The sequence below is a fragment of the Citrobacter sp. Cpo069 genome (assembly GCF_030332785.1).
In the GTDB taxonomy this organism is placed as follows: Bacteria; Pseudomonadota; Gammaproteobacteria; order Enterobacterales; family Enterobacteriaceae; genus Citrobacter; species Citrobacter portucalensis.
The window spans coordinates 1-25,267 of record NZ_JAOWHD010000059.1; the positions used below are offsets into that span (position 1 = coordinate 1).

Below are 25,267 nucleotides of genomic sequence, written 5' to 3' on the forward strand. Positions count from 1 at the left end.
GGTTCCGGAAAGCTTTCAGCTTTGGGCCAGTTATTAAAACCCCTTTTGATTTGTTAAAACACCTTGCGGTCTGGCAACTGCAAGGGTTAAACAAGAAATCAAAAGGGGGTCCCAATGGGGGACGAAAAGAGCTTAGCGCACACCCGATGGAACTGTAAATATCACATAGTTTTTGCGCCCAAATACCGAAGACAAGCATTCTACGGGGAGAAACGTAGGGCGATAGGCAGCATCTTAAGAAAGCTGTGTGAGTGGAAAAACGTGCGGATCCTGGAAGCGGAATGCTGTGCAGATCATATCCATATGCTTGTGGAAATCCCGCCCAAAATGAGCGTATCCGGTTTTATGGGTTATCTGAAAGGTAAAAGCAGTCTGATGTTGTATGAGCAGTTTGGTGATATGAAGTTTAAATACAGGAACAGGGAGTTCTGGTGTCGTGGGTATTACGTAGATACGGTGGGTAAGAACACAGCAAGGATACAGGAATACATAAAGCACCAGCTTGCAGAGGATAAAATGGGCGAGCAGTTATCGATCCCTTATCCGGGTAGCCCGTTTACGGGCCGTAAGTAACGAAGTCTGATGCAAATGTCAGATCGTATGCGCCTGTTAGGGCGCGGCTGGTAACAGAGCCTTATAGGCGCATCAGAAAAACCTCCGGCTATGCCGGAGGATATTTATTTGCCAAAAAAACGTCATGTTTCTGTCATCTGCTGAACGTAAGGTGTTGTCTTTCCGATAATAGAAGAGTTAAAAGACAATGCATCTGGTGAAAAAATTACTCGCAGTCAGCGTGTTTCTTTGTGCTTCAGCTCAGGCACAGAACATCCTCGAATTTCCTCAGCCGGAGAACAACCCGGAAGAGTTTTATGCCGTAACCGAAATTCCTGCAGGTGGAATGATTAAATATGAAACCGACGCCAAAACCGGTTTTATCGTTGCCGATCGCTTCCAGTCAATGCCGGTTGCCTATCCCGCCAACTACGGTTCACTCACCCAGTCTTTAGCCGGTGACGGTGACCCGCTGGACGTCATTTTTTATACCCGTGCGCCGCTTGCTCCGGGAACGTTGATTAAGCTGCGCGCTATTGGCGTCCTGAAGATGATCGACGGCGGTGAAAAGGACGACAAAATTGTCGCCGTTCCGGCCAGTAAAATTGACCCCACTTATGACGACATCAAAGAGTTAAGCGATCTGCCCAAGATTGAAGTTCAACGTCTGGAATCTTTCTTCCGCGTGTACAAAGATCTGCCGGAAGGGCGCAAGAAGGTCGAATTAAACGGTTTCAATGACGCCGCTACGGCAAAGCAAGAGATCAAACAGGCCTGGGATGCCTGGAAAGAGAAAAAACCGCAGCAATAAATGGTATGCCGGATGACAAAAGTATATCCGGCATTTATATCACTGTACCGCCAGCTTACGCAGACGTGAAATATCCACGCTTTTTTGGGCCTCTGCCAGACTCCAGGTATTTTGCAGGTTTAACCACATTTCGGGTGAACTGCCAATCACTACGGAGAGTTTAATCGCCATCTCAGGCGTCAGAGCCGCTTTCCCGGTTAATAGTCGACTTGCCGTTGACGGTGCAATCTCCATAGCTCTGGCAAACTCGCGCAGGCTGACATTGAGTTCTTCCAGCGCTTCCTGAATGATATCCCCAGGACGGGGATGATTTGCCATCTTCATCAATGATAGTCCTCGTAATCCAGTATGTACGCGTCGCCATTGACGAATTCAAACGTAATACGCCAGTTACCTGAAACAGAAATTGCCCATATGCCGTCGCGTTCACCCACCAGAGGATGTAGCTTATAACCGGGCATATTGATATCTGTAACCTTGCTTGCCGCATCAATAACGGCAAGTCTGTGTCGTAATCGTCGGACATGTTTCGCCATAACGCCTGATGTTCGTCCATGAAGAAACAAATCGCGCAATCCCTTGTGCCTGAAGTTCATGATCATCCGTATCATCCTTGTTCCTTCAAGAGGAACACTACCATCAATGTTCCGTTAAACGCAACACCAAGATTGCGATATTTAAAATTGTGCGGCGAATGTGCAAAAAGAAAAAGGGAGAAGGGGAATAACTGGAAAGCGTCACGCAAGAATTGCCGGATGGCTGGCCTACACGCACATTTTGCTGATGTAGGCCGGATAAGCTTGCGCCATCCGGCAATAAAGGTTACTCCAGTTGTGCGTTCAGACGTTCAATCTCTTTACGCCATTGCGCCTGTAACAACGGTTTTTGATGTTTCGGCTTGCGGGCGAGATCGTCGGCCAGACGCTGCTCAAGATCGAGAAGTTGTTCCAGCAATCTATCGCTGTCACCGCTTATTTCAGTTTTCGCTTCAGCCACCGTTTTGGGAACGGTTATCTCCGCGGACGTTTCCCGAATACGCGCATTGACCGCATCCAGATCGTGCCATTCACTGAGTTCGCCATTGTCGATTAACCAGAACCGGTTGCAGCTTTGGCTGATAAGCTGCCGGTCGTGACTGACCAGCAACACGCCGCCGTTATAGCTTTGTAGCGTTTCTGCCAGCGCCTCTTTGCCTTCCATATCCAGATGGTTGGTCGGTTCATCGAGCATCAGCAGACTGTAGCGCGCAAGCGTCAACCCAACAAACAGTAACCGGGAGCGCTCACCGCCGCTTAACGTGCTGACTCGCTGCGCATGGCGAACCCACGGAAATCCCGCGCTAATCAACGCCATCTTGCGAATCTCTGGCTGCGGGGCAAACGCTTCCAGCGCGTCAAACAATGAATCGTTATCGGCAAGCTGATGCAGCGTCTGGTCGTAATAACCCAGGGTAACGCGCGGGTGTAACACCAGTGAAGGTGATGCCAGCTGTGACTGAAACTGTTGCCAGATAAGCCTTAACAGCGATGATTTCCCGCAACCGTTACGCCCGACAATCGCCACGCGATCGCCGCTTTTTAACCGGATACCGGCAATGGAAAACAGTGTATCTGCACCGGGAGCAGGGGCTACAGACAGATTGGTCATCTCCAGCAAACGATCTGCACGCAGGGCATCACCCTGCAATGTTAGTGTCCACTTACTTCCTGACGTTACTTCTGTTTGCACCTCTTTCAGGCGCTGTACCTGTTTTTCCATCTGCTTTGCCTTGCGGGAGAGATCTTCGTTGTCGTAGACCCGCCCCCAGGTTGCCAGCCGTTTGGCGCTGGCAGTCACCCGGTCTATCTCTTTTTGCTCAGCCTTGTGGCGCAGAGCATCGCTGACATCTCTTTCTGCCAGAGCCTGACGCGCCGCGCTACAGGGTAGATCAAACGCATGGAGAGTGCGATCGCGCAAGATCCAGGTTCCATGAGTCACCGCGTCCAGCAGTTGCGGGTCGTGGGAGACCACCACAAAACTGCCAGACCAGTTCTGTAAGAACTGCTCAAGCCACAGTAATGTAGGCAAATCCAGGTGGTTACCCGGTTCATCCAGCAGCAGCAAGTCAGGATTACGCATCAGTGCCCGCGCTAATAGCAAGCGCGTGTGCTGGCCACCGCTCAATGTTTGCGCAGTCAGAGATAAATTCTCTGGTGTAAAACCCATTTCGGCAAGCAGTGCTTCAACCCGCCACTGCTGAGCTGCGCGTTCATGCTCGGGAAGTTGAGCGAGAACGGCTTCCTGCAGCGTAAGCGGCAGTATATCGTCAGGTAGATGTTGTTCTACACGCGCGAGATGGCAGTGATTCGCCTGCGCGATTGCCCCACTGGTGGGCGAGATCGTGCCATCGAGCAGTTTTAACAGTGTGCTTTTACCGCAGCCGTTGTAACCGATAAGCCCGATGCGGTCGCCTTTTTTCAGGGTAAAGGAAAGATCGTCGAATAGCGTGCCGAATGCCGTATCAACGTGTAAGGATTGTGCGGTTAGTAATGTGCTCATTGTTGCTTACTCAAGAGTTACAGGCGTGAAAACGCCTCGTCAAACATCGCTGACGATAACCCGGTAAGCCCGAGAGAAGGGGATTTAGAAGTTAGCTTCGCTCAAGCAGAAGTTATCGCAGCACGATACCGATAACGCTTGAGCACTGGCGATCGCCAAAAGCATGTGAAACGATAAAACGTTCACAGTACAGCATAAGTATCCTCCTTTTGTTTTTCAGAATGTTAATCGGTGGTGAAAGTGTAATCGTAAGTTACGCAAAAGCGCAAGTGTTGAACGCCCGGCAGCAGTGTGCCGCCGGGCAAACCGTCAAATAGAGGTACGACGGTAGTCGCGATATTCTGCCTGCCAGAAATTATCGTCAATAGCCTGTTGCAGCGCTTCGGCGGAGGTTTTCACTGCCACACCTTGCTGCTGAGCCATTTTACCGACGGCAAAGGCAATGGCGCGAGAAACGGTCTGAATATCTTTCAGTTCCGGTAGCACCAGACCTTCACCGTTGAGCACCAGCGGTGAATACTGCGCCAGCGTTTCACTCGCCGACATCAGCATTTCATCAGTGATGCGCGATGCGCCAGACGCAATCACACCCAGGCCGATACCCGGGAAGATATAGGCGTTGTTACACTGGGCGATTGGGTAAATTTTATCTTTCCACAGTACCGGTGCGAACGGACTACCGGTCGCAACCAGCGCGTTACCTTCGGTCCAGGCGATAATATCCTGTGGTGTAGCTTCAACACGGGAAGTGGGGTTGGACAACGGCATGACGATCGGACGCGGACAATGCTTGTGCATTTCGCGGATGATCTCTTCGGTAAACAGGCCGGTTTGTCCGGAAACGCCAATCAGGATATCCGGCTTAACGTTGCGGACCACATCGAGCAACGACAGCACATCTTCTTGGGTATCCCAATGCTGGAGATTTTCGCGTTTTTGCACCAGTTTGGTTTGGAAGGAGAGCAGGTTCGGCATTTTGTCTGTTAACAGGCCGAAGCGATCGACCATGAATACGCGTTGACGCGCCGCTTCTTCACTTAAACCTTCACGCTGGATCTGCGCAATGATCTGCTCGGCGATCCCGCAACCGGCGGAACCTGCGCCGAGGAAGACGATGTTCTGTTCACTCAACTGGCTACCGGCCGCGCGGCTAGCCGCAATCAGCGTACCGACAGTAACCGCCGCGGTGCCCTGAATATCGTCGTTAAACGAGCAAATTTCATCACGATAACGGGTCAGCAGTGGCATAGCGTTTTTCTGGGCGAAATCTTCAAACTGCAACAGCACATCCGGCCAGCGATGCTTCACGGCCTGGATGAATTCATCAACGAATTCGTAGTATTCATCATCAGTGATACGCGGATTGCGCCAGCCCATATACAGCGGATCGTTCAGCAGTTGCTGATTGTTGGTCCCCACGTCCAGTACCACCGGAAGAGTATAGGCCGGGCTAATTCCGCCACATGCGGTATACAGCGACAGTTTACCGATTGGAATACCCATCCCGCCGATCCCCTGATCGCCAAGACCTAAAATACGTTCGCCATCGGTGACAACGATGACCTTGATATTGTGGTTAGGGACGTTTTGCAGGATATCGTCCATATTGTGGCGGTTCTGATATGAGATAAACACGCCGCGTGCGCGACGATAAATCTCAGAGAAACGCTCACAGGCCGCGCCGACCGTTGGGGTATAGATAACTGGCATCATCTCATCCAGGTGATTATGCACCAGTCGGTAAAACAGGGTTTCGTTGGTGTCCTGGATGTTGCGCAGGTAAATATGTTTGTCGATTTCGGTTTTGAATCCCTGATATTGGATCCAGGCGCGTTCAGCCTGTTCCTCAATCGTCTCGACCACTTCCGGCAGTAACCCCAGCAGGTTGAAGTTACGGCGTTCTTCCACACTGAAGGCGCTCCCTTTATTCAGTAAAGGGAATTCCAGCAGTACCGGGCCAGCGTAGGGGATGTAAAGGGAACGCAATTTTTTGGTTTCGTTTTCCATGTCACTCACTCTTTTTTGAATAACCGTCCCTGGCGCTCTTTATGATCGTATGTAGCCTGTCCGCCAGGGAAACGGGCGAAGTATAAAGCATTGTGAATGGGTTAAGGGGTTTTATAAGCAAAAACACCACTGCGGTTGCAATGGTGTTTATCTCGTTACTCAGTCAGACGTGCGAAAGGCTACTTGCCGTCAGTGCGGCGCTTTCTTCCAGTAGGATTATTGACCTCGTTGGTTTTGTCACCTTCGGTCACGATTTTACGTTGATTTGAGATTTTGTGGTCCAGTCCGAGAATATGACGGGCCTGACGGTTCGATTTCATTCTAACTCCTTAATCCTGTTACTGGTTTCAAGGGCGAGCCCGTATGAGAACGGACGAAATACAACCTGATATAAAGCCGATGTTCAACATAACGGCTTTCTGGATGGTCGGTCATTTTATCTGAAAGGTCAATGCTTAAGCGGCAAATGAGAACTATCCCGTATGTAACATGCTTTTTCTCAGCCGTCCTATACTAGTAACTCCGACGACAACACAGGAGAGCGGTAATGACTATCCATAAGAAAGGTCAGGCACACTGGGAAGGCGACATTAAGCGCGGCAAAGGCACTGTGTCGACCGAAAGTGGCGTGTTGAATCAGCAACCGTATGGGTTTAATACACGATTTGAAGGTGAGAAAGGCACCAATCCTGAAGAGTTGATTGGCGCGGCCCATGCAGCCTGCTTCTCGATGGCACTTTCGCTGATGCTGGGTGAAGCGGGGTTTACCCCAGATGCCATTGATACCACTGCCGATGTTTCTCTGGATAAAGTAGATGCCGGGTTTGCGATCACTAAAGTCGCGTTGCATAGCCAGGTGAGCGTGCCGGGGATAGACGCCGCCACGTTTGACGGCATCATCCAGAAAGCAAAAGCCGGATGCCCGGTATCGCAGGTACTGAACGCGGAAATTACGCTGGATTATCAGCTGAAGTCTTAATCGTGGCGTGCCGGATGCGACTGCGTCTTATCCGGCCTACGACTGTGCCGGATGTAAGTCAGTCTTATCCGGCACCTGATGATGTTATTGCGCTACCCAACCGCCATCCATATTCCACGCCACGCCGCGCACCTGCGCCGCACCGTCTGAACACAGAAATAGTGCCAGCTCACCTAACTGTTCCGGCGTAACGAATTCGCGCGACGGCTGCTTTTCCGCCAGCAGGGCGTCACGCGCAGCCTCAGGCTCTGCGCCTTCGGCAATACGCTTATCGATCTGCTGCTGAACCAGCGGCGTGAGCACCCAGCCGGGACACAGCGCATTGCTGGTGACACCCGTCTGCGCGGTTTCCAGTGCGATGGTCTTGGTGAATCCCACCACGCCGTGCTTCGCCGCTACGTAGGCAGATTTCTCTTTTGAGGCCACCAGGCCGTGAACAGAAGCGATATTAATGATGCGCCCCCAGTTTCGCGCGCGCATACCAGGAAGCGCCAGACGCGTGGTGTGAAAAACGGAAGAGAGATTAATGGCGATAATCGCGTTCCATTTATCAACCGGGAAGGTTTCCACCGGGGATACATGCTGGATCCCCGCGTTGTTGACCAGGATATCAACACCGCCGAATTCGCTCTCGGCATAGCGCATCATGTCGGCAATTTGCGCTTCATCGCTCAGATCCGCTCCATGATAACCTGGCGTTTTGCCATATTGCGCAACAGCGTCTTTGGCGGCATCCACATCACCAAACCCGTTGAGGATCAGGGTGGCGCCCGATTGCGCCAGCACCTGTGCGATACCTAATCCGATACCGCTGGTCGAGCCGGTAACCAGGGCGGTTTTTCCCGTTAAGTTCATGATGATTCTCCTTAAACAATTCCGGTGGTGTAGAAGACGCCGATGACAAACAGTACGGCCAGACTTTTAATGACGGTAATAGCAAAAATTCCGCCATACGCCTGACGGTGGCTGAGACCGGTGATAGCTAATAAGGTAATGACTGCGCCGTTATGCGGCAGGGTGTCCATACCGCCGCTGGCCATAGACGCCACGCGGTGAAAGACTTCAAGTGGGATATTGGCAGCGTGAGCGGCCGCGATAAAGGTGTCAGACATGGCGGCAAGGGCAATACTCATCCCGCCAGACGCCGAACCGGTGATCCCGGCGAGCGTAGTGATACTGATAGCTTCATTGAGCAGCGGGTCAGGAATAGCCGCCAGTGCTTTTGACAGTACAAGGAAACCTGGCAGGGCGGCGATCACTGCGCCAAAACCGTACTCTGACGCGGTGTTCATCGCCGCGAGGATCGCGCCGCCAACCGCCGTTCTGCTGCCTTCCGCCAGGCGACCTTTAATGTTGCGATAGCCGAAGAGCACCACCAGCAGGATCCCAGAAATCAGCGCCGCTTCCACTGCCCAGATAGCAGTGATTTTACCGACTTCGGTGGTAATCGGTTTGGCGAGACCCGGAAGCTCCAGTTGATGCGTGGCGCCATACCATTGCGGGATCCAGCGGGTAAACAGCAGGTTAAATACCCCAACCAGGATCAGCGGAGAGATCGCGATGATCGGGTTCGGCAGATTAATGTTATCCGGCGTTTCCGGCTCGTTTAACAGTTCAGTCCCATAACCCTCATTCTTAGCCTGCGCTTTACGACGCTGACGTTCGAGATAAACCAGACCAACAACGATGATAAATACGGAACCTATCAAACCCAGCCACGGCGCGGCCCAGGCGTTGGTACCGAAGAAACTGGTCGGAATAATGTTCTGGATCTGCGGTGTGCCTGGCAGGGCATCCATGGTGAAGGAGAAGGCACCCAGCGCAACGGTTGCCGGGATCAGGCGTTTAGGAATATTGCTCTGACGGAACAGTTCAGCCGCGAACGGATACACCGCAAAGGCCACCACAAACAGCGATACGCCGCCGTAGGTCAACAACGCACATACCAGCACAATCACCGGGATGGCATGACGACGACCGAGGATGTTGATAGCGGCGGCAACAATGGAACGTGAAAATCCAGATAACTCGATTAACTTGCCAAACACGGCCCCCAGCAAGAACACCGGGAAGTACAGCTTCACAAAACCGACCATTTTTTCCATAAACAGGCCGGTGAAGGCAGGGCCGACGGCGCTGGGTTCGGTAAGCAATACAGCACCTAATGCTGCGATGGGGGCAAACAGAATGACGCTGTATCCGCGATAGGCTGCCAGCATCAGCAGGCCCAGCGCTGCCAGGGCGATTAATACACTCATCATGACTCCTTATTATTATATTGGGGTACAGAAAGAGACGTTATGGCTTCAGGGCAAATCGCAGCTGATGCTCCCTGCGTTGCTGGATGTATTCCTTGCGCGAATCATCCCAATGATAAAAACCCTGACCACTGCGTACACCGGTATTACCGTTGGCGACCTTGTCAGCGACCAGCGTCATCATGTCGCTGCCGGTTGCCAGTTCCGGAAGCAGATGCCGACAAATGTCCTGCACCGTAGAAAGTCCGGTCATATCAGCAGCCTCCAGCGGACCGACCATTGCATAGCGACGTCCGAGCGAGGCGCGCATCACCTGATCAACCACTTCTGCGCTGGCGATGCCGCTTTTAACGATATGTAGCGCTTCACGTAGCAGGGCAAACTGCAGTCGATTGCCAACAAACCCTGGAGCGGCGCGGTCGAGCACCACCGCCTCAAGTTGCATCGCGATCAGTTGTTGTTGCAATTCATGGAGATATTCCGGCTTCGTTGCGGTGCCAGGTACAATTTCGACCAGCGGAATAAAATGTGGCGGGTGCCAGAAATGGGCGATCAGCAACCGTTCGGGATGGGCGAGTTTTTCTGCCAGCGCATCCGGCGGCAGGCCGCTGGTATTACTGGCAATAACGGCCTCCGGCGCGATCAGCTCTTCCAGTTGCGCATACAGTGCGTGTTTGAGTTCGAGCCGCTCCGGGATCGCTTCAATCAGTAACCGGCATGCGGCAATATCCTGTAGCGAGGTTGTGCCGTGCAGGCGAGCCACGACCGTCGCTTTTTCACCAATTGCAAATTGATCGGTGACAATCAGCTCATCCAGGATACCGCCAGCAACTCCGCTTATTTCTGCAATTCGGCTGCTATCGGTATCGTATAACCAGACATCGTAACCAAAACGGGCGAAGTGGGTAGCAATGCCGACACCCATTAACCCCGCGCCCAAAATGCAGATAGGCTTACTTTGCATGAGCTACCCCCTGCGGACGTTCTACCGCCAGCGCCACACCTTGACCGCCACCTACGCACAGCGTAGCCAGCCCTTTAGCTGCATTGCTGCGAGCCATTTCGTGCAGCAGTGTTACCAAAATTCGGCAACCTGATGCGCCAATCGGGTGCCCCAGCGCAATCGCACCGCCGTTCACGTTTACCCGGTTGCTGTCCCAGTTCAGGGATTCGCCAACCGCCAGCGCTTGCGCAGCAAAGGCTTCGTTGGCTTCGATAAGATCCACGTCATTTAGCGTCCAGCCAGCACGCTTCAGGCACTGGAGTGACGCTTCTACCGGCCCAATGCCCATAATGGCGGGATCGACGCCAGAAACCGCGTAGCCCGCCACCTGGGCAAGCACTGGCAGATTGAGTTCCGCCGCTTTGGCGGCGCTCATCAACATCACCGCGGCGGCACCATCATTGATGGATGATGCATTTCCGGCGGTCACCGTGCCGTTACCCGGACGAAACGCCGGTTTAAGTTGCGCCAGCTTGTCGGCCTGAGTATCCGGGCGAGGTTGTTCGTCACGGTCCACCACACGTGGCGGCTTTTTGCCCTGTGGGACGCTGACCGGCGTGATTTCCGCGTTAAAACGACCCGCTTCAATGGCGGCGGCAGCTTTTTGCTGGGAGTGCAGGGCAAAAGCGTCCTGCTGCTCACGACTGATTACGAACTTATCCGCCAGATTTTCGGCAGTAATACCCATGTGATAGTCGTTGAACGCATCCCACAGGCCGTCATGCACCACGCTGTCTTTCATACTGGCATGACCCAACCGCAGACCGGCCCGCGCGCCGTCGAGATAATAGGGCGCATTGCTCATGCTCTCCTGGCCCCCGGCAATCACGATTTGCGCATCGCCACAGCGAATCGCCTGTACCGCCTGATGCACCGCCTTCAGACCCGAACCACACACCAAGTTGATAGTTAACGCGGGCGTGGTGACCGGCAGTCCTGCCCGTAACGCCGTTTGTCTGGCCGGATTCTGACCGCAGCCCGCAGTCAGAACCTGACCTAAAATCACCTCATCAATTTGCTCAGGCACCACAGCCGTTTTTTCCAGCAGCGAACGGATCACCACTGAACCAAGCTCAACCGCGGAAAGTGGTGCCAGCGCGCCATGAAAACTGCCAATCGGGGTGCGCGTTGCCGCGACAATTACAACATCCTGCATGGTCAGCTCCTCAGCTAAAGTGCATTTCGGGGACAATTTCGGGAACGATCAGCTTGCCGGCGGTTCTGGCGACAATTTCATCCACGCTGATGCCCGGTGCACGCTCACGCAGAATGAACGCACCGTCGGCAATTTCCAGCAGAGCCAGGTCGGTAAGCACGAGTTTGATGCAGGCCACGCCGGTCAGCGGCAAGGTGCAGGCGGGAAGCAGTTTGGACTCACCGTTTTTGGAAGCATGGGTCATTACCACAATGATATTGTCAGCTCCGGCAACCAGGTCCATCGCGCCGCCCATGCCTTTCACCATTTTTCCGGGGATCATCCATGAGGCGATATTGCCGTTAACATCGACTTCAAACGCACCGAGCACCGTCAGATCAACGTGGCCGCCGCGGATCATGGCGAAGGATTGCGCCGAGTCGAAAATCGCCGCGCCTTTGCGCGCCGTCACTGTCTGTTTCCCGGCGTTGATCATGTCGGCATCAATTTCGTCTTCTGTGGGAAACGGCCCCATACCCAGCAAACCGTTTTCTGATTGCAGCATCACATCCATGCCATCAGGGATGTAATTTGCCACCAGCGTGGGAATGCCGATCCCAAGGTTGACGTAATATCCGTCGCGCAGCTCGCGGGCGACGCGCATCGCCATTTGTTCACGCGTTAACATGGTCAGGCTCCTTTCTGGCGCAGGGTGCGTTGTTCAATACGTTTTTCAAACTGACCCTGAATAATGCGGTTAACGAAAATTCCGGGAGTGTGAATCGCAGCAGGGTCCAGTTCTCCGGGAGGGACAATCTCTTCGACTTCCACGACGGTAATGCGCCCGGCGGCGGCCATCAGCGGATTAAAATTCTGTGCAGTGTGGCGATAGATGACGTTGCCGTACCAGTCGGCTTTCCAGCCTTTAATCAACGCAAAATCACCGGTTATCGCCTGCTCAAGGATGTAAGGGCGTCCGGCAAATTCGCGAACCTCTTTCCCTTCCGCCACGGGGGTTCCATATCCGGTCGCGGTAAAAAATGCCGGGATCCCCGCGCCGCCCGCGCGCAACTGCTCTGCCAGCGTACCCTGTGGCGTCAGGATGGCTTCCAGTTCGCCGCTAAGCACCTGTTTCTCAAACAGGGCGTTTTCCCCCACATAGGACGCGACCACTTTGCGCACCTGACGCGTTTCCAGCAGCACGCCAAGGCCAAAGCCATCCACGCCGCAGTTGTTTGATACAACGGTAAGTCCCTGAACCTCCCGACGGCGTACTTCGGTAATCAGGTTTTCAGGGATCCCACATAGACCAAAACCACCTGCCAGCAGCGTCATGTTGTCGGTCAGTCCTTCCAGCGCCTCTTGATAAGTGGCAACACGTTTATCCAGTCCAGCCATACACTTGCCTCCCCAGTTGTCCTTGCCGACATCATTGGGGGTGAAAAATGATTTGTTAATTTTAAATTTGTGACTCACTCATTGGGTTTTTTTATCAATTTAATGTTAATTAAAGGTATTCAACAAGTTAAAGGAATGCGAAGTGGGAATGAGCATCAAACAGTTACGCGCGTTTTTAGCGGTAGCTCACACTCTGAATTTTGCTCATGCCAGCGAAAGACTGAATATGTCGCAACCCGCGTTAAGCCTGGCGATTAAAGGACTGGAAGATTCGCTGGGCGGGGCGTTACTATTAAGAACGACCCGCAAAGTGACCCTGACGCAGGAGGGAGAAACGCTGCTGAATATGGGGCGACAGCTGCTGGCGGACTGGGAGAATACGGAAGAAGCCATGCGCCAGCGCTTTACGCTGCAGCGCGGTAAAATATCGATCGCCGCCATGCCCTCATTTGCCGCTAACGTCCTGCCATCGGTACTGAAAACATTTCGTGATTCTTATTCCGGTATCAACGTAACGGTTCATGATGTGATCAATGAACACGTGATTGAAATGGTTAGTGAAGGGCGGGTCGAGATGGGCATAGCCTTCGAGCCGGACTATTCGGGACATCTGCATTTCACGCCGCTCGGCGTGGATCGTTTTATCGCGATTGTGCCGCCAACCTGTCGACTGGCAGACAGGGATCGTATTGCGTGGCGCGAACTGCTGACGCTGGATTTTATCACCCTGCAACGCCCGTCCGCCGTGCGGCTGATGCTGGAAGAACAACTGGTGCAAAGCGGACATACGCTGGAAGTAGCGCTGGAGAGCCATCAGCTGGTAACCGTTGGCCGTCTGGTGGCTAACGGTCTGGGCGGTAGCGCCGTACCTGCACTATGCCGCACGCAAATGACAGAGTTAGGCGCAACCTGTATCGATCTGGATACGCCGGTGATCCAGCGTCGGATCGGGGTTTTGCGTTCGGCGCATCATAAATTATCTACCGCTTCCGAGGTGCTGGTGGATTCACTGAAAAAGGCGTATCGCACCTGACTTTTCTCAACGGCTCAGGTCATGTAACCGCCCGCCAGCAGCGAACGTCACATCCGGTATCACTCTTCAGCAATGCCTGTTTTTTCTCACAACCGTGGGTTGCCAATGGACATCTGTCACGGAAAAAGCAGCCCTGGGGCAACGTTCGGTTTCCCGGTAGCTCGGTTTTACGTAACACTAAATCTTCCGCCAGCGGTGTGCCCGTTTTAGGTACCGAGTCCAGTAATAATCGTGTGTACGGATGGGCGGGATGAGTGAGAACCTGTTGGGCATCACCCAGCTCAACAATTTGCCCGAGGTACATCACCGCCACACGGTCGCTCATATGGCGGACCACCGACACGTTATGCGATATCAATACGTAGGTCAGGTTTCTGCGCGCCTGTAGCGACACCAGCAGGTTGAGAATTTGCGCCTGCACGGAGATATCCAGCGCTGAAGTGGGCTCATCGAGGACGATAACATCCGGCTCTGACGATAGCGCCCGGGCAATAGCAATACGTTGGCGCTGTCCACCGGAAAACGCGTGCGGCAAGCGGTCGAGATATTCAGGACGAATCCCCACCTGCCGTGCCAAATCCTCGGCAAGCATGCGTCGTTCACGCTCCGGGCTCCGTTTTTGGATCCACACCGGTTCGGTAATTATCCGCCACACCGGTAAGCGCGGGTCCAGTGATGAAAGAGGGTCCTGAAAGACCATTTGCATACCGTTATGCTGCTTATCACCACGGCGAGAATAGCTTCCCTGACTGGGTTTCAACATGCCCATCAACAGTTGCGCCAGCGTACTTTTTCCACAGCCGGATTCGCCAACAATCCCCAGCGTTTCACCCTGGCGAATCTGTAAATCCAGACCGTTGAGCGCATGCACCCGTTCCGTAACCTTGCCAAGCCAGTTTTTACGCGCAGGAAAGTTGACATGTACATCCTGCAGCGCCAGTAAAAAATCAGACATGTGTTGTCTCCAGTTGCGGATACCAGCAGGCAGATTGTTGATCTGCACCTCCCTGACTACTTAACACCGGCGTTTCTTCACAACGAGGACCAGCGGCAAAGCAGCGGTCGCGAAACGCGCATCCGGCAGGTAAGCAGGTTAGGTTCGGCACGGTGCCGGGAATGGCGGGCAGCAATGCGCGCGGTTCGCCGTGTTCCGGCGCACATTTCAGCAAGCCGATGGAATAGGGGTGTGTCGGGCGTTGAATAACGGTTTGCGTCGGGCCACTCTCAATCACGCTCCCGGCATACATGACGTACAACCGGTCGCATAACTGTGAAACCACCGCCATATCATGGCTGATAAATAACACGGCTGTTCCACTGGCGCGCGCTTTTAACTTCAGCAAACGCAGCACCTGCAGTTGCACCGTGACGTCCAGAGCAGTGGTCGGTTCATCGGCAATGATAAGCTCCGGCTCGCACGAAAAGGCCAGCGCAATCATCACGCGTTGGCGCATACCGCCGGAAAGCTCAAACGGAAATCGTTTCATGACCTCCGGCGCGTCCGGAATTTGCATCTCTTCGAGTAGAGCGACGGCTTTCTGGCGGGCATCCGTGCGGCTTAACGCCTGATGATGGCGGATCACCTCCACCATTTGCTGGCCGATACGGCGGGTCGGATTCAGTGCCGTCATGGGCTCCTGAAAGATCATCGCGACGCGTGCGCCGCGCCATTGGCGCATTTGTTTCTCACTGGCGTTGAGCACATCTTCACCCAGCAGCGAAACGCGTCCCTGGTGAATACGATAGCTTCCCTCCGGTAGCAGACGCATGGTGAGCATGGCGGTCACGGACTTACCGGAACCGGATTCACCCACCACACCAACGATTTCTCCGCGGTTGATGTGCAGTGATACATGGTTCAGCGCATGCACGTCAGCTTTATAGCCGGGGAAACTCAGATGCAAATCTTCGATTTCCAGTACGGGTTGTGTCATGACTGTTTTCCTCCGGCTTTCGGATCCAGCAGATCGCGAATACCATCGCCAAAGAGATTAAAGCCCACGGCGGTAATCAGAATGGCGGCGCCGGGAAAAGCACAATACCACCACTGATCAAGCACGTAATTGCGGCCAATTGCGACCATCGCCCCCCATTCAGCGCTGGGCTGCTGGGCGCCCAGACCGATAAACCCGAGCGTGGCGGCCATCAGGATCGCGCTGCCGATATCCAGTGATGCCTGCACAATGAGCGGCGGCAGAGAATTGCGTAAAATGTGCCAGCTAATCAGATGCCAGCGTGAAGCGCCGTAGGTCCGGGCAGCCTGTACAAAAGTAAACTGGCGTACCACTAACGTCTGACCACGGGCGAGGCGTACATAGAAAGGGATACGGACGATTGCAATCGCCAGCATGGCGTTAAACAGGCTGGGGCCCAGCGCGGCGGCTAACGCCATCGTCAACACCAGCGAAGGAATGGACAGCATAATGTCCATCATCCGCATAATTATCGCGTCGGCACGCCCACCCATGACACCCGACAAGCAACCCAGCAGTGAGCCCAATCCCCCGGCGATACCCACTACCACCAGACCCGCAACGACAGATTGCTGACTTCCTACCAGAACGCGGCTGAACAGATCGCGACCGACTTCATCGGTTCCAAACCAGTGAGCGGCTGACGGGGGCAGCAGGCGCGCACTCAAATTGATGGCATTCGGATCGTGGGGTGTTATCCACGGCGACAGCACCATCAGCAGCAGTATCAATACGATGATGACCCCGCCAACCAGCGTCAGCGGGCTACTTTTCATCATCCAGAACAGTTTGGCCCAGTCCGTGCGGCGGCGTGCAGTCTGAGGGGCGGTCGGTGTTTCTTGTGTGAGCATCATTCAGCACCTCCACGTCCAATTCGAGGGTCTACCCACAGATAGAGTAAATCCACCACCAGGTTGACCAGCACATAGGCGAACGAGACCACCACCGCAAATCCCATTACCGCCGGGAAGTCGAGTGCCTGAATTGAGGTCACCACCCAGGCGCCCATGCCAGGCCAGGCAAAGACCGTTTCGGTCAATACCGCACCGTATAGCAGATCGCCCAGCGCCAGGCCCAGGACGGTGATTGATGGGATAAGTGCGTTAGGCAATGCATAGCACAGCACGATGTACCAGCCCGGGAGCCCGCTGGCGCGGGCGGTACGTATGTAATCTTCACTCAGTTGCTCCAGCATGGCGGAACGAATCTGACGGGCAACGATCCCAAGATGTACAAAAGCCAATGTCAGCGATGGCAAAATCAGGTGCTGAAGCGCATTGAAAAAGACTTCGCCGTTGCCTTCCAGCAGAGCATCAATCAGGTAGAAACCGGTGACGTGAGCTGGTGGATCCAGCCAGTCGTCTAAACGCCCACCGCCGGGTAAAATTTGCAGATGACCGTAAAACAGCACGATAACCCCCAGCCCCAGCCAGAATGCAGGCGTGGAGATACCGGTAATTGCCATTAGCCGAACAAGGTGATCAAGCCAGCGGTTACGCCAGACCGCAGATAAAATACCCAGCGGGATACCTATCACCAGCGCCAGCAACAAAGAACAGAAAGCCAATTCAAGGGTCGCGGGGAAAAAAATGCGCAGCTCATCCAGTACCGGACGCCCGGTGCGAATGGAGGTACCTAAATCGCCGTGAAAAATATCGCTGACATAGCGAAAAAACTGGACATACAGCGGTTGATTCAGCCCCAACTGTTGGCGAATATTTTCGACAATTTCATCACTGGCGCGATCGCCCGCCAGCAGCCGCGCGGGGTCGCCAGGTATCAGGTGTGAAATAATAAAGGTGATTACGCAAACACCGATAACCACCAGAATAAGTCCCCAGCATCGCTGGCGTAAAATACTCCAGAACGTCATTAGCTTCCCCTTGCGGAGCCAGAGCGGCTCCGCATAAACGTGGCTTATTTACTCATGGTGGAGATATTGAAGACCTGTTCCAGCATGGGGTTGAATACAAATCCTTTGACGTCTTTGTTCATCGCCAGCTGATAGTTTTTCTGGAATAAATAGACGTAGGCCGCCTCATCAATCACGATGGTTTGCGCCTGCTGGTAGTCATTGGTTCTGGCCACCTGATCGGTTGTGGCCAGCGCGCTGCGCAGCAGTTTATCGACCTCACCGTTTTCATAGAACGAACGGTTACCCGGCAAGCCTTTCTTATCTGACTCAAACCAGTAGTTCATAAACATGTACGGGTCGGCAAAATCCGGACTCCAGTTGCCAATGGCAATGTCGTAATCGCCTTTGCCCACGCGGTCGCGCATGGTGGCGTTTGCCAGTTTTTCCAGTTTCACCTTAATACCCAGTTTGCCAAGGCTTGCCTGGGTGGCGAGCGCGATAGGTTCCCAGTTAGGGTCATTATCAGAGTACAGGAAGCTCAGGCTTTCAGGTTTGCTAGCAACTTTGTCCCACGCGGCTTTGGCTTTGGCTTCATCGAAGCTGTACTGCATGGCCTTATCGTCAAAACCCCACATGCCTTCAGGGATCGGGCCACGCATTTGCTTTCCATTGCCGCTCAGGATCCCGTTAACCATGCCTTTATAATCAGTGGCCCACGAGATGGCACGGCGTAAATCCACCTGATTGAGCGGGGCTTTACTGTTGTTGAGATACAGATAGGTCACGCGCAGCGAGGGATAATCCGCCACGTTCACTTTGCCTTCCTGTTTCAAAGCGGCAAGCTGGTCAACAGGCAGCGCATCGGCAATGTCGATATCGCCACGCGACAATTGCAGGCGACGGGAGGCGCTTTCACCAATGATTTTGACTGAGACACGCTTAAATGTCGGTTTTGTACCGGGATAATGCGGGTTAGGCACCAGCACCAGTTGTTGTCCCTTTTGCCAGCTCTTCAGCATGAAGGGACCAGAGCCAGCCGTGTTCTGCGCCAGGAATCCGCGGGCATCGTCTGCGGCATGCTCTTTTAAGATGGCCGGGTTAATGATTGAGGCACCGTCATTTGCCAGCGTATACAGAAACGGGGCAAACGGCTGGCTGAGGGTAAATTTCACCGTGTTGTTATCAATGACGTCGACCTTCAGATCTTTTGGGAAAGCCTCCGCAGGTCCCTGACCAATCTTGAGCAAACGTTCAAAGGATTGCTTTACCGCATCTGCCGTTACCGGCGTTCCGTCGGCGAATTTGGCATCGTTTTTCAGGGTAAACGTCCACTCTTTCTGATCGTCAGAGGCTTTCCAGCCGCTGGCTAAATCACCTTCAACTTCCGTGGAGCCTTTACCTCCGTCGGTTTTGTATTGAACCAACCGCTGGTAAGAGGGATAGGTAACCGTCCAGTCATTGTTATCGATGGTCACGGCGGGGTCGAGCGTCTGCGGATCGGCGGCTTTACCAATCACCAACATATCTTTGGGAACGGCAGCCTGTGCGGCGGGCAGGGCAAACGCTAACGCAACGGCTATCAGAGCGGGGCGGAAAAAAGCGTTTAACGCAGGTGTAGTCTTCATAACCAGGCTCCAGAATTAAAGGGGATGTTGTGTTGTTATAGGCGTGACAGTGTAACAATCTATTTGATCGTCAAGCAGCGGATAGCGAGCGGCATCAGGTAATTCAAAATGCCACCATTCACTGTTAATACCGACAAAACCACCGCCAAACATAATGGCATTGAGCAGCAGGCGGTTACGCTGCGCTGCCGGAGGTACAGACGGGTGCCAGGCATGGGAACGGTCGTGCATTTCATCAAAACCGGCCCCCATATCAAGGAGATGGCCGCGATCGTCCATCAACGTGACGTCAATGGCCGTACCCCGACTGTGATTGGAACCAATTGCGACATCGACAACATACTGCGGGTCGGGACAGGCATTCCACAGTATCGCCTGCGCCTGCTGGGGGCGATACGCGTCGTACACCACAAGCTGCAGGCCGGCCAGTTGCGCAATGCTGATGCTTTTAGCCAGCGCGGTTACCGCCTCAGTATGCAACAGACAACGCGCTTCCCGGTAGATAGGTGCGCCGGTAATGTTATCGGCAGTAGCGTATTTAAGATCGATATGCAGCGACGGAAATATCACCGACAGATCGACCAGTTCTGGGAGTTCTGACATAGCACGTTTCCTGTTTATTGTTCGAATTGACCAAATTGTTGTTGTAACTGGCGATTGGTTTGCAGGCGTCCTGCGAGGGCGTCACCCAGTTGCGCCACCACCGCAGAAAGTAATAAGTTGAACAGACAGCTCACCGGTGCCAGTGAGTCCCAGAAATGCCCGGTGTCAGTTTTTACCTGAAGTAAATCAATGGAATAATCCCTGGCCCATGGGCACCACACATCGGTAATGAGCGCCAGCGGAATACAGCGTTCTGTGGCGACGCGGCAATATTGTCGCGAAATAGCGGAGTAGGCGCGCATATCGGTAATAACCACGTAAGGCTGGCTGAATCCCGAGTTCAGCGACTCAACCCAACTGCCGGACAGGCCTTCGGAGTAGCTGACTTTAGGTCGCAGGTATTCCAGGTGACTAAAAAAGGCGTTGGCGATCCCGCGGGTGGACTGGATCCCGAGGATGTACACGGCTTCCGCATGCGCCAACTGCTGCGCAATGCGTTGAAACGTCTCACCCTGGGCAAGTTGATAGACGTGGGTAATAGCGTCGATCTCCAGCAACAGCGACTGCTGTGCCCGATCCGGCAGGCTTTGTTGCTGGTGCCAGGAGTCCAGTCGTTCATTCATTCCCCAGGGCTGATACGGAACAACGGGCAGTTCACGCAGACTGGCTTTTGCATCCTCCAGGTTACGAAAACCCAGTTTACGCAGATAACGTCCGACGGTAATGCCGCTGGTTCCGGTTGCTTTGGCGATGCCATCTGCGGTTTCAAATGGGATCTGCACAGCATGGGCTAACAGCCACCCGGCCACGCGCTTTTCGCTGGGCGTCAGCTGGCTAAAGGTTTGCTCTATGCGGGTAAATAACTCTGGTTTGGCTGTCATTACCTTCTCGCTGTTAGTTGCCTGTCAGATACCGTATTTCTGTTAGCGAATTAACAATGCAGGACGCGTGCCATGTGCGTAACAGCGGCACGCCGGCTGTTTTTGTTAAAAGCCAACCGATATTCATTAACCAATGATCAACATTTGTGCAGCGTAGTTCAGTTTTGGTGCAACGGTAGAGGAAGAGGGGTATGAATCTGCTGATTTCGTCGGAACGATCACATTGTGGGCAACATTTATCCCTCAGACATAAGAATCAGTAATGGGAAATATAAATTTCAGCCATATCAATAACAGCAATCTTTATTCTTATGACGGTAGGGGTATTATTTTTCGCGAGCTACATTAACGGTGTTAAGCGCAAGTGTAGATATTATTTATATTATAAATGGAGTACTACAATGAATAAATTCTCCCTTTCTACAGCAGGTATTCTGGTCGCAGCGCTGTTAACCAGTGTCAGCGTCAATGCAGCAACAGATAACGCTAAAACTGAAGTGACTCCGAAAGGTATGAACTGCCAGGAGTTTATTGATTTGAACCCACAAACTATGGCTCCGGTGGCCTTCTGGGTGCTCAATGAAGACGAAGACTTCAAAGGTGGTGACTACGTCGACTATAACGAAACCGTTACGACTGCAGTTCCTCTGACCGTTGAACTTTGTAAGAAACATCCGCAGAGTGAATTAAGTAAAATAAAAGACGAAATCAAAAAAGAATTATCTAAATAAGATTAAACCGTTATTAAAACCCAGCCAAAGTGCTGGGTTTTGTTATTTGTGACGCTGTCACTAATTTGTTTTGTGATACTTAAGAAAACTTTATAAAGATATAAACGCCTGTGCCGATACTGGATAAAAGTTAGCCTTTTGCAGAAGGAGTTTGTATGGCCTGGTATCCTACTCGTATTTCAACGCGTTTAACCATCGGCGGCATTCTGCTGCTTGCAGTAACGACCCTTGTTATCGTGGTGATTATGCTCTGGCGCGGTCAGCCGCGCGTCGTTGAAATCAACACCGCCCTGATCGAAGAAACAGGGCAAGGTTTAACCCGTCAGTTGAGTACCGTATTGTCCCGAATTGAAGGTGAGACCGTCAGCCTGTCGCGACTGGCTGAAGTGTTGCCTAACGATGAATCTCTGTACCAAAGCGTTGTTCCGCATCTTATTGGTGAAGGTAAAGACTCGATTATTACCGGCGGCGGCATCTGGCCAGAACCAGACGCCTTCACCGCAGGTGTGGAGAAAAGAAGCTTTTTCTGGGCGCGTAATGCTGAAGGAAAGCTGGTGTATTCCAATGATTATAACGTCGAAGGATCGAGTGGATACCACAATGAAAGCTGGTATCAACTGGCCAAAGGCCATTCACAAAACAGCTGTTTATGGTCTGACGTTTACCAGGATGCCAGTTCAGGCGTCAACATGGTGACATGCAGCGTGCCTTATCAACAGGCGGGCAAGTTTGCCGGTGTCGCTACCACTGATATCCGTCTGGATAACGTCGCTACCTTCATGCAGCAGCAGGGAAACAGCACCGGTGGTTACGCATTTGTGGTAGACAAGCAGGGACAAATTCTCTATTTCCCGCAGGCCGACCTGGCAAAATATAAAACCATTAACGATTTGGCGCAAAGCGCGCAGTGGCTTATCCCGGTGCAAAACGGTCTGAAATCTTTGCGCCCGACAGATGGGGTGAAGACTATCACGCTGGCAAACGACAACGTCCTGAATACAGCGTCACAGGTAATGCTGTTCCCGATGCCAGATACCGGCTGGGTCGTAGGACTTGCAACCCCGGAATCTCGTATTGTCGGTCTTGCCAAAGTGATGATGCAGGACGTTCTGGAAGTATTGATCCCTATCATGACGCTGTTGCTGGTGGGATCATGGCTGGTGGTTCGTCGACTGATTTCACGTCTCGATGATACTCGTCAGGCACTTGATGACATCGCGCAGGGAGAAGGCGATCTTACCCGTCGTCTGGATGTTCGTGGCAAAGACGAGATTTCGGCTATCGCCGAGGCGTTTAACCTGTTCGTCGATAAAATCTCGGCCATCCTGATCACCGTCAGAAGCAGTAGCACAGTGGTAGCGAATAACGCCGTTAGCCTGGCTGACAGTAATATGGAGCTTTCATCTCGCGTAACGCAGCAGGCCGCTGCGCTGGAAGAGAGTTCGGCGGCTATGGAGCAGTTAAATGCGACCGTTCATCAAAACGCCAGTAATACACAACTGGCGGATGAGCTATCCGATAGAACCGCGCAAACGGCCAACCGCTGCGGCGATGTGATGCAGGGCGTGATCTCAACAATGGATAACGTCAGCGCCTCATCCGGCAGAATGGTGGAAATTGTCGCGGTCATCGACAGCATTGCGTTCCAGACCAATATTCTCGCCCTGAATGCCGCGGTTGAAGCAGCCAGAGCGGGCGATGCTGGCAGAGGGTTTGCCGTCGTGGCCTCCGAAGTGCGCACGCTGGCTCAGCGCAGTGCCACCGCCGCCCAGGAAATTAAAACGTTGATTGATGAATCCGTTTCTCATGTTGGTAGCGGAAGTCAGCAAATTCACAATGCAGGTGAGCGTCTGGGAGAACTGGTCAACAATGTGCGTCAGGTGCGCCAGTTGATGGGGGAAATACGCGTTGCGGGTGAAGAACAACGTAAGGGCGTTTCCGAAGTTACGCTGGCCGTTACCGAAATGGACAGCACCGTTCAGCAAAACGCCTCATTAATTGATGATGCCGCAGCACGGACGCAGGCGCTGAAAGAGGAGGCGGAACAACTGGCATTGCTGGTCTCATCCTTCAGATTACCTGAACCTTCCGTTGCCTGATAACGGCATCATTTCCGGGTGCAGACCTTGTGCCCGGATAACTCCAGTATAATATCCCTTAAGCAAGATTTTCCGGTTTAACTCCTTTTTATTGTGTCTTATAAGACTTTGAATCATTCCCCACTTAACTCTATAATATTGGGTGTAAAGTCGTTTTTATCCCAATAAGAGCCAATATTATGGATTTAACGCTAAATACTGCAGCCGATATCGTCAAACTACTTTGCGACAGATTGCGTAAAGAACGACTCGCCCGGCAAATGACGCAGGCTGATGTTGCCGCGCGTTCAGGGGTCGGTGTGAATACCGTGTCGAATCTGGAAGCGGGGAAAAATGTAGGATTTGAGAATCTGGTCAAAGTCGCGATGGTGTTAGGCTATGGCGATGCACTGGAGGGGTTATTCAAACCCAGGATTGATAGTCTGGATGATATTTTGCGTTACGAAAAGAGCGCGGCACGTCAGCGGATCAAAAGGAAAAATTCTGATGCCTGAGCAAGTTGATGTCTTCTATGAAGGCTGGGGTGAGAAATGGCTGTGGGGCAAACTGGTGTCTTCCACAGCCCTGACCGGACGTCCGTTGATCGCCTTTGAATACAGTGAAGAGGCCTTACGTAAGGGGCTGGAACTGTCCCGACTGATGTTACCGCTGAACGGCCCCCGTTTACGCAGGGATTTCCCGGCTCATCAGTTGGGATTACCTGGGCCAGTCTATGATTCGCTTCCAGATGGCTGGGGTATGCTGTTGATGGACCGACTATTTAAACGCCGCGGGCTCAACGCAGCACGCATAGGTCCATTGGAGCGCTTAACCTGGGTCGGCAACAACGCGATGGGCGCCATGACATTCCAGCCCGTTCAGTCAGATGTCGAGACGCTGTCAAAAGAGAATGTTCCTCTCGCACAACTGGCCGCTGAGGTTCAGGAAGTCCTGAGCGGCGAAGGCGGGGAATTCTTGCAAAAACTACTCCAGATGGGCGGTTCGCCACAGGGAGCAAGGCCTAAGGCGTTACTTTATCGTGACACTGTCACGTCTAAATTCACCACAGCGCCGCTACCCGGGAGCGAAAGCTGGCTGATTAAATTTCCCGCCAGGCATGAGCATGCTGAGGTATGTGCCATCGAAGCGGTTTATGCTGAATGCTTGCGCCAATGTGGGATTACCACGCCCGATACTGCGTATTTCAATCTGCCCGGTGGACAGGCGGCATTTGCCACTCGCCGTTTCGACCGTGACCAGTCGATACGTATTCCTATGCAGAGCCTGGCGGCACTTACCGGGGCAAATTACCAGATACCCGGCGCTTTAGACTACCGGGATTTTCTGCGCGCCACGCAGATTTGTACCAATGATGTCAGAGAAAAGGCAAAAGCGTTCGAACGCGTGGTTTTCAACGTGGCATTTAACAACCGCGACGATCATCCGAAGAATTTTGCCTATTTAATGTCAGCTGATGGAGACTGGACTCTGGCTCCGGCTTACGATGTCACCTGGTGCGAAGGGCCTGGCGGGTATCACCAAATGGACGTGCTGGGAGAGGCGCTGGATATCGAAAGAAAGCACCTTCAGTCGCTTGGCGTTCAGGAAGCTGAGTTATCTGCTGACCATGTGAACGGCATAATCGAAAAAGTCTGTCACTTTGCCACGGCATTGAGCGCCATCGCCAGGGACAAATACCCCGATCAGATAACGCAATCCACGCTGAAGACGATTCAGAAACAAATTGATGATAATGTCCGTCGGTTAATGTCCCGGTAACGCAGATACAGCCGCTACACTTAGCGAA

Annotated in this window: 25 protein-coding genes and 1 pseudogene; 8 read left to right on the top strand and 18 right to left on the bottom strand. The window is 53.0% G+C overall.

Annotated features, from left to right (window positions below; all coding sequences use genetic code 11):
* Nucleotides 1–114 precede the first annotated feature (114 nt).
* Nucleotides 115–573: an IS200/IS605 family transposase gene (gene tnpA, locus OGY08_RS15985; RefSeq protein WP_057069660.1), complete on the top strand. Its 459-nt coding sequence runs from the start codon at nucleotides 115–117 to the stop codon at nucleotides 571–573.
* Between the two features lie 187 nt (nucleotides 574–760).
* Nucleotides 761–1,361, top strand: a pseudogene (locus OGY08_RS15990) (inorganic diphosphatase); the annotation flags it as partial.
* A gap of 41 nt (nucleotides 1,362–1,402) precedes the next feature.
* Here OGY08_RS15990 and OGY08_RS15995 read toward each other — a convergent pair.
* From OGY08_RS15995 to sra, 5 genes are all read right to left on the bottom strand, one after another.
* A complete protein-coding gene (locus tag OGY08_RS15995; RefSeq protein WP_003833018.1) occupies nucleotides 1,403–1,687 on the bottom strand; it encodes a HigA family addiction module antitoxin in 285 nt (94 codons plus the stop codon).
* Nucleotides 1,687–1,965 carry a type II toxin-antitoxin system RelE/ParE family toxin gene (locus OGY08_RS16000; RefSeq protein ID WP_003833016.1) on the bottom strand — a complete coding sequence of 93 codons (279 nt, stop codon included), beginning with the start codon at nucleotides 1,963–1,965 and terminating at the stop codon, nucleotides 1,687–1,689. The genes OGY08_RS15995 and OGY08_RS16000 overlap by 1 nt, the downstream gene beginning before the upstream one ends.
* Before the next feature lie 220 nt (nucleotides 1,966–2,185).
* Nucleotides 2,186–3,901, bottom strand: coding sequence for an ABC-F family ATP-binding cassette domain-containing protein (locus OGY08_RS16005; protein ID WP_286566066.1), 1,716 nt, complete (start codon nucleotides 3,899–3,901; stop codon nucleotides 2,186–2,188).
* Nucleotides 3,902–4,210: 309 nt separating this feature from the next.
* Nucleotides 4,211–5,908 carry a malate dehydrogenase gene (maeA, locus tag OGY08_RS16010; protein ID WP_003833011.1) on the bottom strand — a complete coding sequence of 566 codons (1,698 nt, stop codon included), beginning with the start codon at nucleotides 5,906–5,908 and terminating at the stop codon, nucleotides 4,211–4,213.
* A gap of 179 nt (nucleotides 5,909–6,087) precedes the next feature.
* Nucleotides 6,088–6,228 (bottom strand): stationary-phase-induced ribosome-associated protein, encoded by a 141-nt coding sequence (gene sra, locus OGY08_RS16015; RefSeq protein ID WP_125363649.1) that lies wholly within the window; start codon nucleotides 6,226–6,228, stop codon nucleotides 6,088–6,090.
* 227 nt (nucleotides 6,229–6,455) lie between these two features.
* Between sra and osmC the strand changes: the two genes are divergently transcribed.
* Nucleotides 6,456–6,887: a peroxiredoxin OsmC gene (osmC, locus tag OGY08_RS16020; protein ID WP_003833007.1), complete on the top strand. Its 432-nt coding sequence runs from the start codon at nucleotides 6,456–6,458 to the stop codon at nucleotides 6,885–6,887.
* Between the two features lie 84 nt (nucleotides 6,888–6,971).
* Here the strand turns inward: osmC and OGY08_RS16025 are convergent, their stop codons facing one another.
* Genes OGY08_RS16025 through OGY08_RS16050 form a run of 6 tightly spaced genes read right to left on the bottom strand, consistent with a single transcriptional unit; the run spans nucleotide 6,972 to nucleotide 12,681 of the window.
* Entirely contained in the window at nucleotides 6,972–7,742 is a 771-nt protein-coding gene (locus tag OGY08_RS16025; protein ID WP_125363648.1) for a 3-hydroxybutyrate dehydrogenase, read from the bottom strand.
* An 11-nt stretch (nucleotides 7,743–7,753) separates the two neighbouring features.
* On the bottom strand, nucleotides 7,754–9,148 hold the full coding sequence (locus OGY08_RS16030) for a GntP family permease (protein WP_196776256.1): 1,395 nt from the start codon (nucleotides 9,146–9,148) through the stop codon (nucleotides 7,754–7,756).
* Between the two features lie 37 nt (nucleotides 9,149–9,185).
* Complete coding sequence (locus OGY08_RS16035; RefSeq protein WP_111465569.1) at nucleotides 9,186–10,109, bottom strand: 3-hydroxyacyl-CoA dehydrogenase family protein; 924 nt, start codon at nucleotides 10,107–10,109, stop codon at nucleotides 9,186–9,188.
* Nucleotides 10,099–11,304 (bottom strand): acetyl-CoA C-acetyltransferase, encoded by a 1,206-nt coding sequence (locus OGY08_RS16040; protein WP_060682196.1) that lies wholly within the window; start codon nucleotides 11,302–11,304, stop codon nucleotides 10,099–10,101. The genes OGY08_RS16035 and OGY08_RS16040 overlap by 11 nt, the downstream gene beginning before the upstream one ends.
* Nucleotides 11,305–11,314: 10 nt before the next feature.
* On the bottom strand, nucleotides 11,315–11,971 hold the full coding sequence (locus tag OGY08_RS16045) for a CoA transferase subunit B (RefSeq protein WP_125363647.1): 657 nt from the start codon (nucleotides 11,969–11,971) through the stop codon (nucleotides 11,315–11,317).
* A 2-nt stretch (nucleotides 11,972–11,973) separates the two neighbouring features.
* A complete protein-coding gene (locus OGY08_RS16050; protein WP_125363646.1) occupies nucleotides 11,974–12,681 on the bottom strand; it encodes a CoA transferase subunit A in 708 nt (235 codons plus the stop codon).
* Between the two features lie 142 nt (nucleotides 12,682–12,823).
* Here OGY08_RS16050 and OGY08_RS16055 point away from each other — a divergent pair, with 142 nt between their 5' ends.
* The gene (locus OGY08_RS16055; protein ID WP_003020016.1) at nucleotides 12,824–13,714 is read left to right on the top strand and encodes a LysR family transcriptional regulator; all 891 of its coding nucleotides are present in this window, start codon (nucleotides 12,824–12,826) and stop codon (nucleotides 13,712–13,714) included.
* A gap of 19 nt (nucleotides 13,715–13,733) precedes the next feature.
* Here the strand turns inward: OGY08_RS16055 and OGY08_RS16060 are convergent, their stop codons facing one another.
* The 7 genes from OGY08_RS16060 to OGY08_RS16090 are packed head-to-tail and all read right to left on the bottom strand — an operon-like array spanning nucleotide 13,734 to nucleotide 20,651.
* Complete coding sequence (locus OGY08_RS16060; protein ID WP_125363645.1) at nucleotides 13,734–14,669, bottom strand: ABC transporter ATP-binding protein; 936 nt, start codon at nucleotides 14,667–14,669, stop codon at nucleotides 13,734–13,736.
* The gene (locus OGY08_RS16065) at nucleotides 14,662–15,648 is read right to left on the bottom strand and encodes an ABC transporter ATP-binding protein (protein WP_218659253.1); all 987 of its coding nucleotides are present in this window, start codon (nucleotides 15,646–15,648) and stop codon (nucleotides 14,662–14,664) included. The genes OGY08_RS16060 and OGY08_RS16065 overlap by 8 nt, the downstream gene beginning before the upstream one ends.
* On the bottom strand, nucleotides 15,645–16,541 hold the full coding sequence (ddpC, locus tag OGY08_RS16070) for a D,D-dipeptide ABC transporter permease (RefSeq protein ID WP_008784785.1): 897 nt from the start codon (nucleotides 16,539–16,541) through the stop codon (nucleotides 15,645–15,647). Before ddpC ends, OGY08_RS16065 begins: the two co-directional genes overlap by 4 nt.
* A complete protein-coding gene (locus OGY08_RS16075) occupies nucleotides 16,538–17,560 on the bottom strand; it encodes an ABC transporter permease (protein ID WP_003020008.1) in 1,023 nt (340 codons plus the stop codon). The genes ddpC and OGY08_RS16075 overlap by 4 nt, the downstream gene beginning before the upstream one ends.
* Before the next feature lie 44 nt (nucleotides 17,561–17,604).
* Complete coding sequence (locus OGY08_RS16080) at nucleotides 17,605–19,167, bottom strand: ABC transporter substrate-binding protein (RefSeq protein WP_057067750.1); 1,563 nt, start codon at nucleotides 19,165–19,167, stop codon at nucleotides 17,605–17,607.
* A 15-nt stretch (nucleotides 19,168–19,182) separates the two neighbouring features.
* Nucleotides 19,183–19,770 carry a D-alanyl-D-alanine dipeptidase gene (gene ddpX, locus OGY08_RS16085; RefSeq protein WP_003832991.1) on the bottom strand — a complete coding sequence of 196 codons (588 nt, stop codon included), beginning with the start codon at nucleotides 19,768–19,770 and terminating at the stop codon, nucleotides 19,183–19,185.
* Nucleotides 19,771–19,784: 14 nt separating this feature from the next.
* Complete coding sequence (locus tag OGY08_RS16090; protein ID WP_003832990.1) at nucleotides 19,785–20,651, bottom strand: MurR/RpiR family transcriptional regulator; 867 nt, start codon at nucleotides 20,649–20,651, stop codon at nucleotides 19,785–19,787.
* A gap of 401 nt (nucleotides 20,652–21,052) precedes the next feature.
* On the opposite strand from OGY08_RS16090, the gene hdeB reads away from it, so the two are divergent.
* The 4 genes from hdeB (at nucleotide 21,053) to OGY08_RS16110 (ending at nucleotide 25,239) form a co-directional block, all read left to right on the top strand.
* Entirely contained in the window at nucleotides 21,053–21,382 is a 330-nt protein-coding gene (gene hdeB, locus OGY08_RS16095) for an acid-activated periplasmic chaperone HdeB (protein ID WP_003019999.1), read from the top strand.
* A gap of 155 nt (nucleotides 21,383–21,537) precedes the next feature.
* A complete protein-coding gene (locus OGY08_RS16100; RefSeq protein ID WP_125363643.1) occupies nucleotides 21,538–23,481 on the top strand; it encodes a methyl-accepting chemotaxis protein in 1,944 nt (647 codons plus the stop codon).
* 179 nt (nucleotides 23,482–23,660) lie between these two features.
* On the top strand, nucleotides 23,661–23,975 hold the full coding sequence (locus OGY08_RS16105) for a helix-turn-helix domain-containing protein (protein ID WP_032943458.1): 315 nt from the start codon (nucleotides 23,661–23,663) through the stop codon (nucleotides 23,973–23,975).
* Nucleotides 23,968–25,239 carry a type II toxin-antitoxin system HipA family toxin gene (locus OGY08_RS16110; protein ID WP_125363642.1) on the top strand — a complete coding sequence of 424 codons (1,272 nt, stop codon included), beginning with the start codon at nucleotides 23,968–23,970 and terminating at the stop codon, nucleotides 25,237–25,239. Before OGY08_RS16105 ends, OGY08_RS16110 begins: the two co-directional genes overlap by 8 nt.
* Nucleotides 25,240–25,267: the final 28 nt, after the last annotated feature.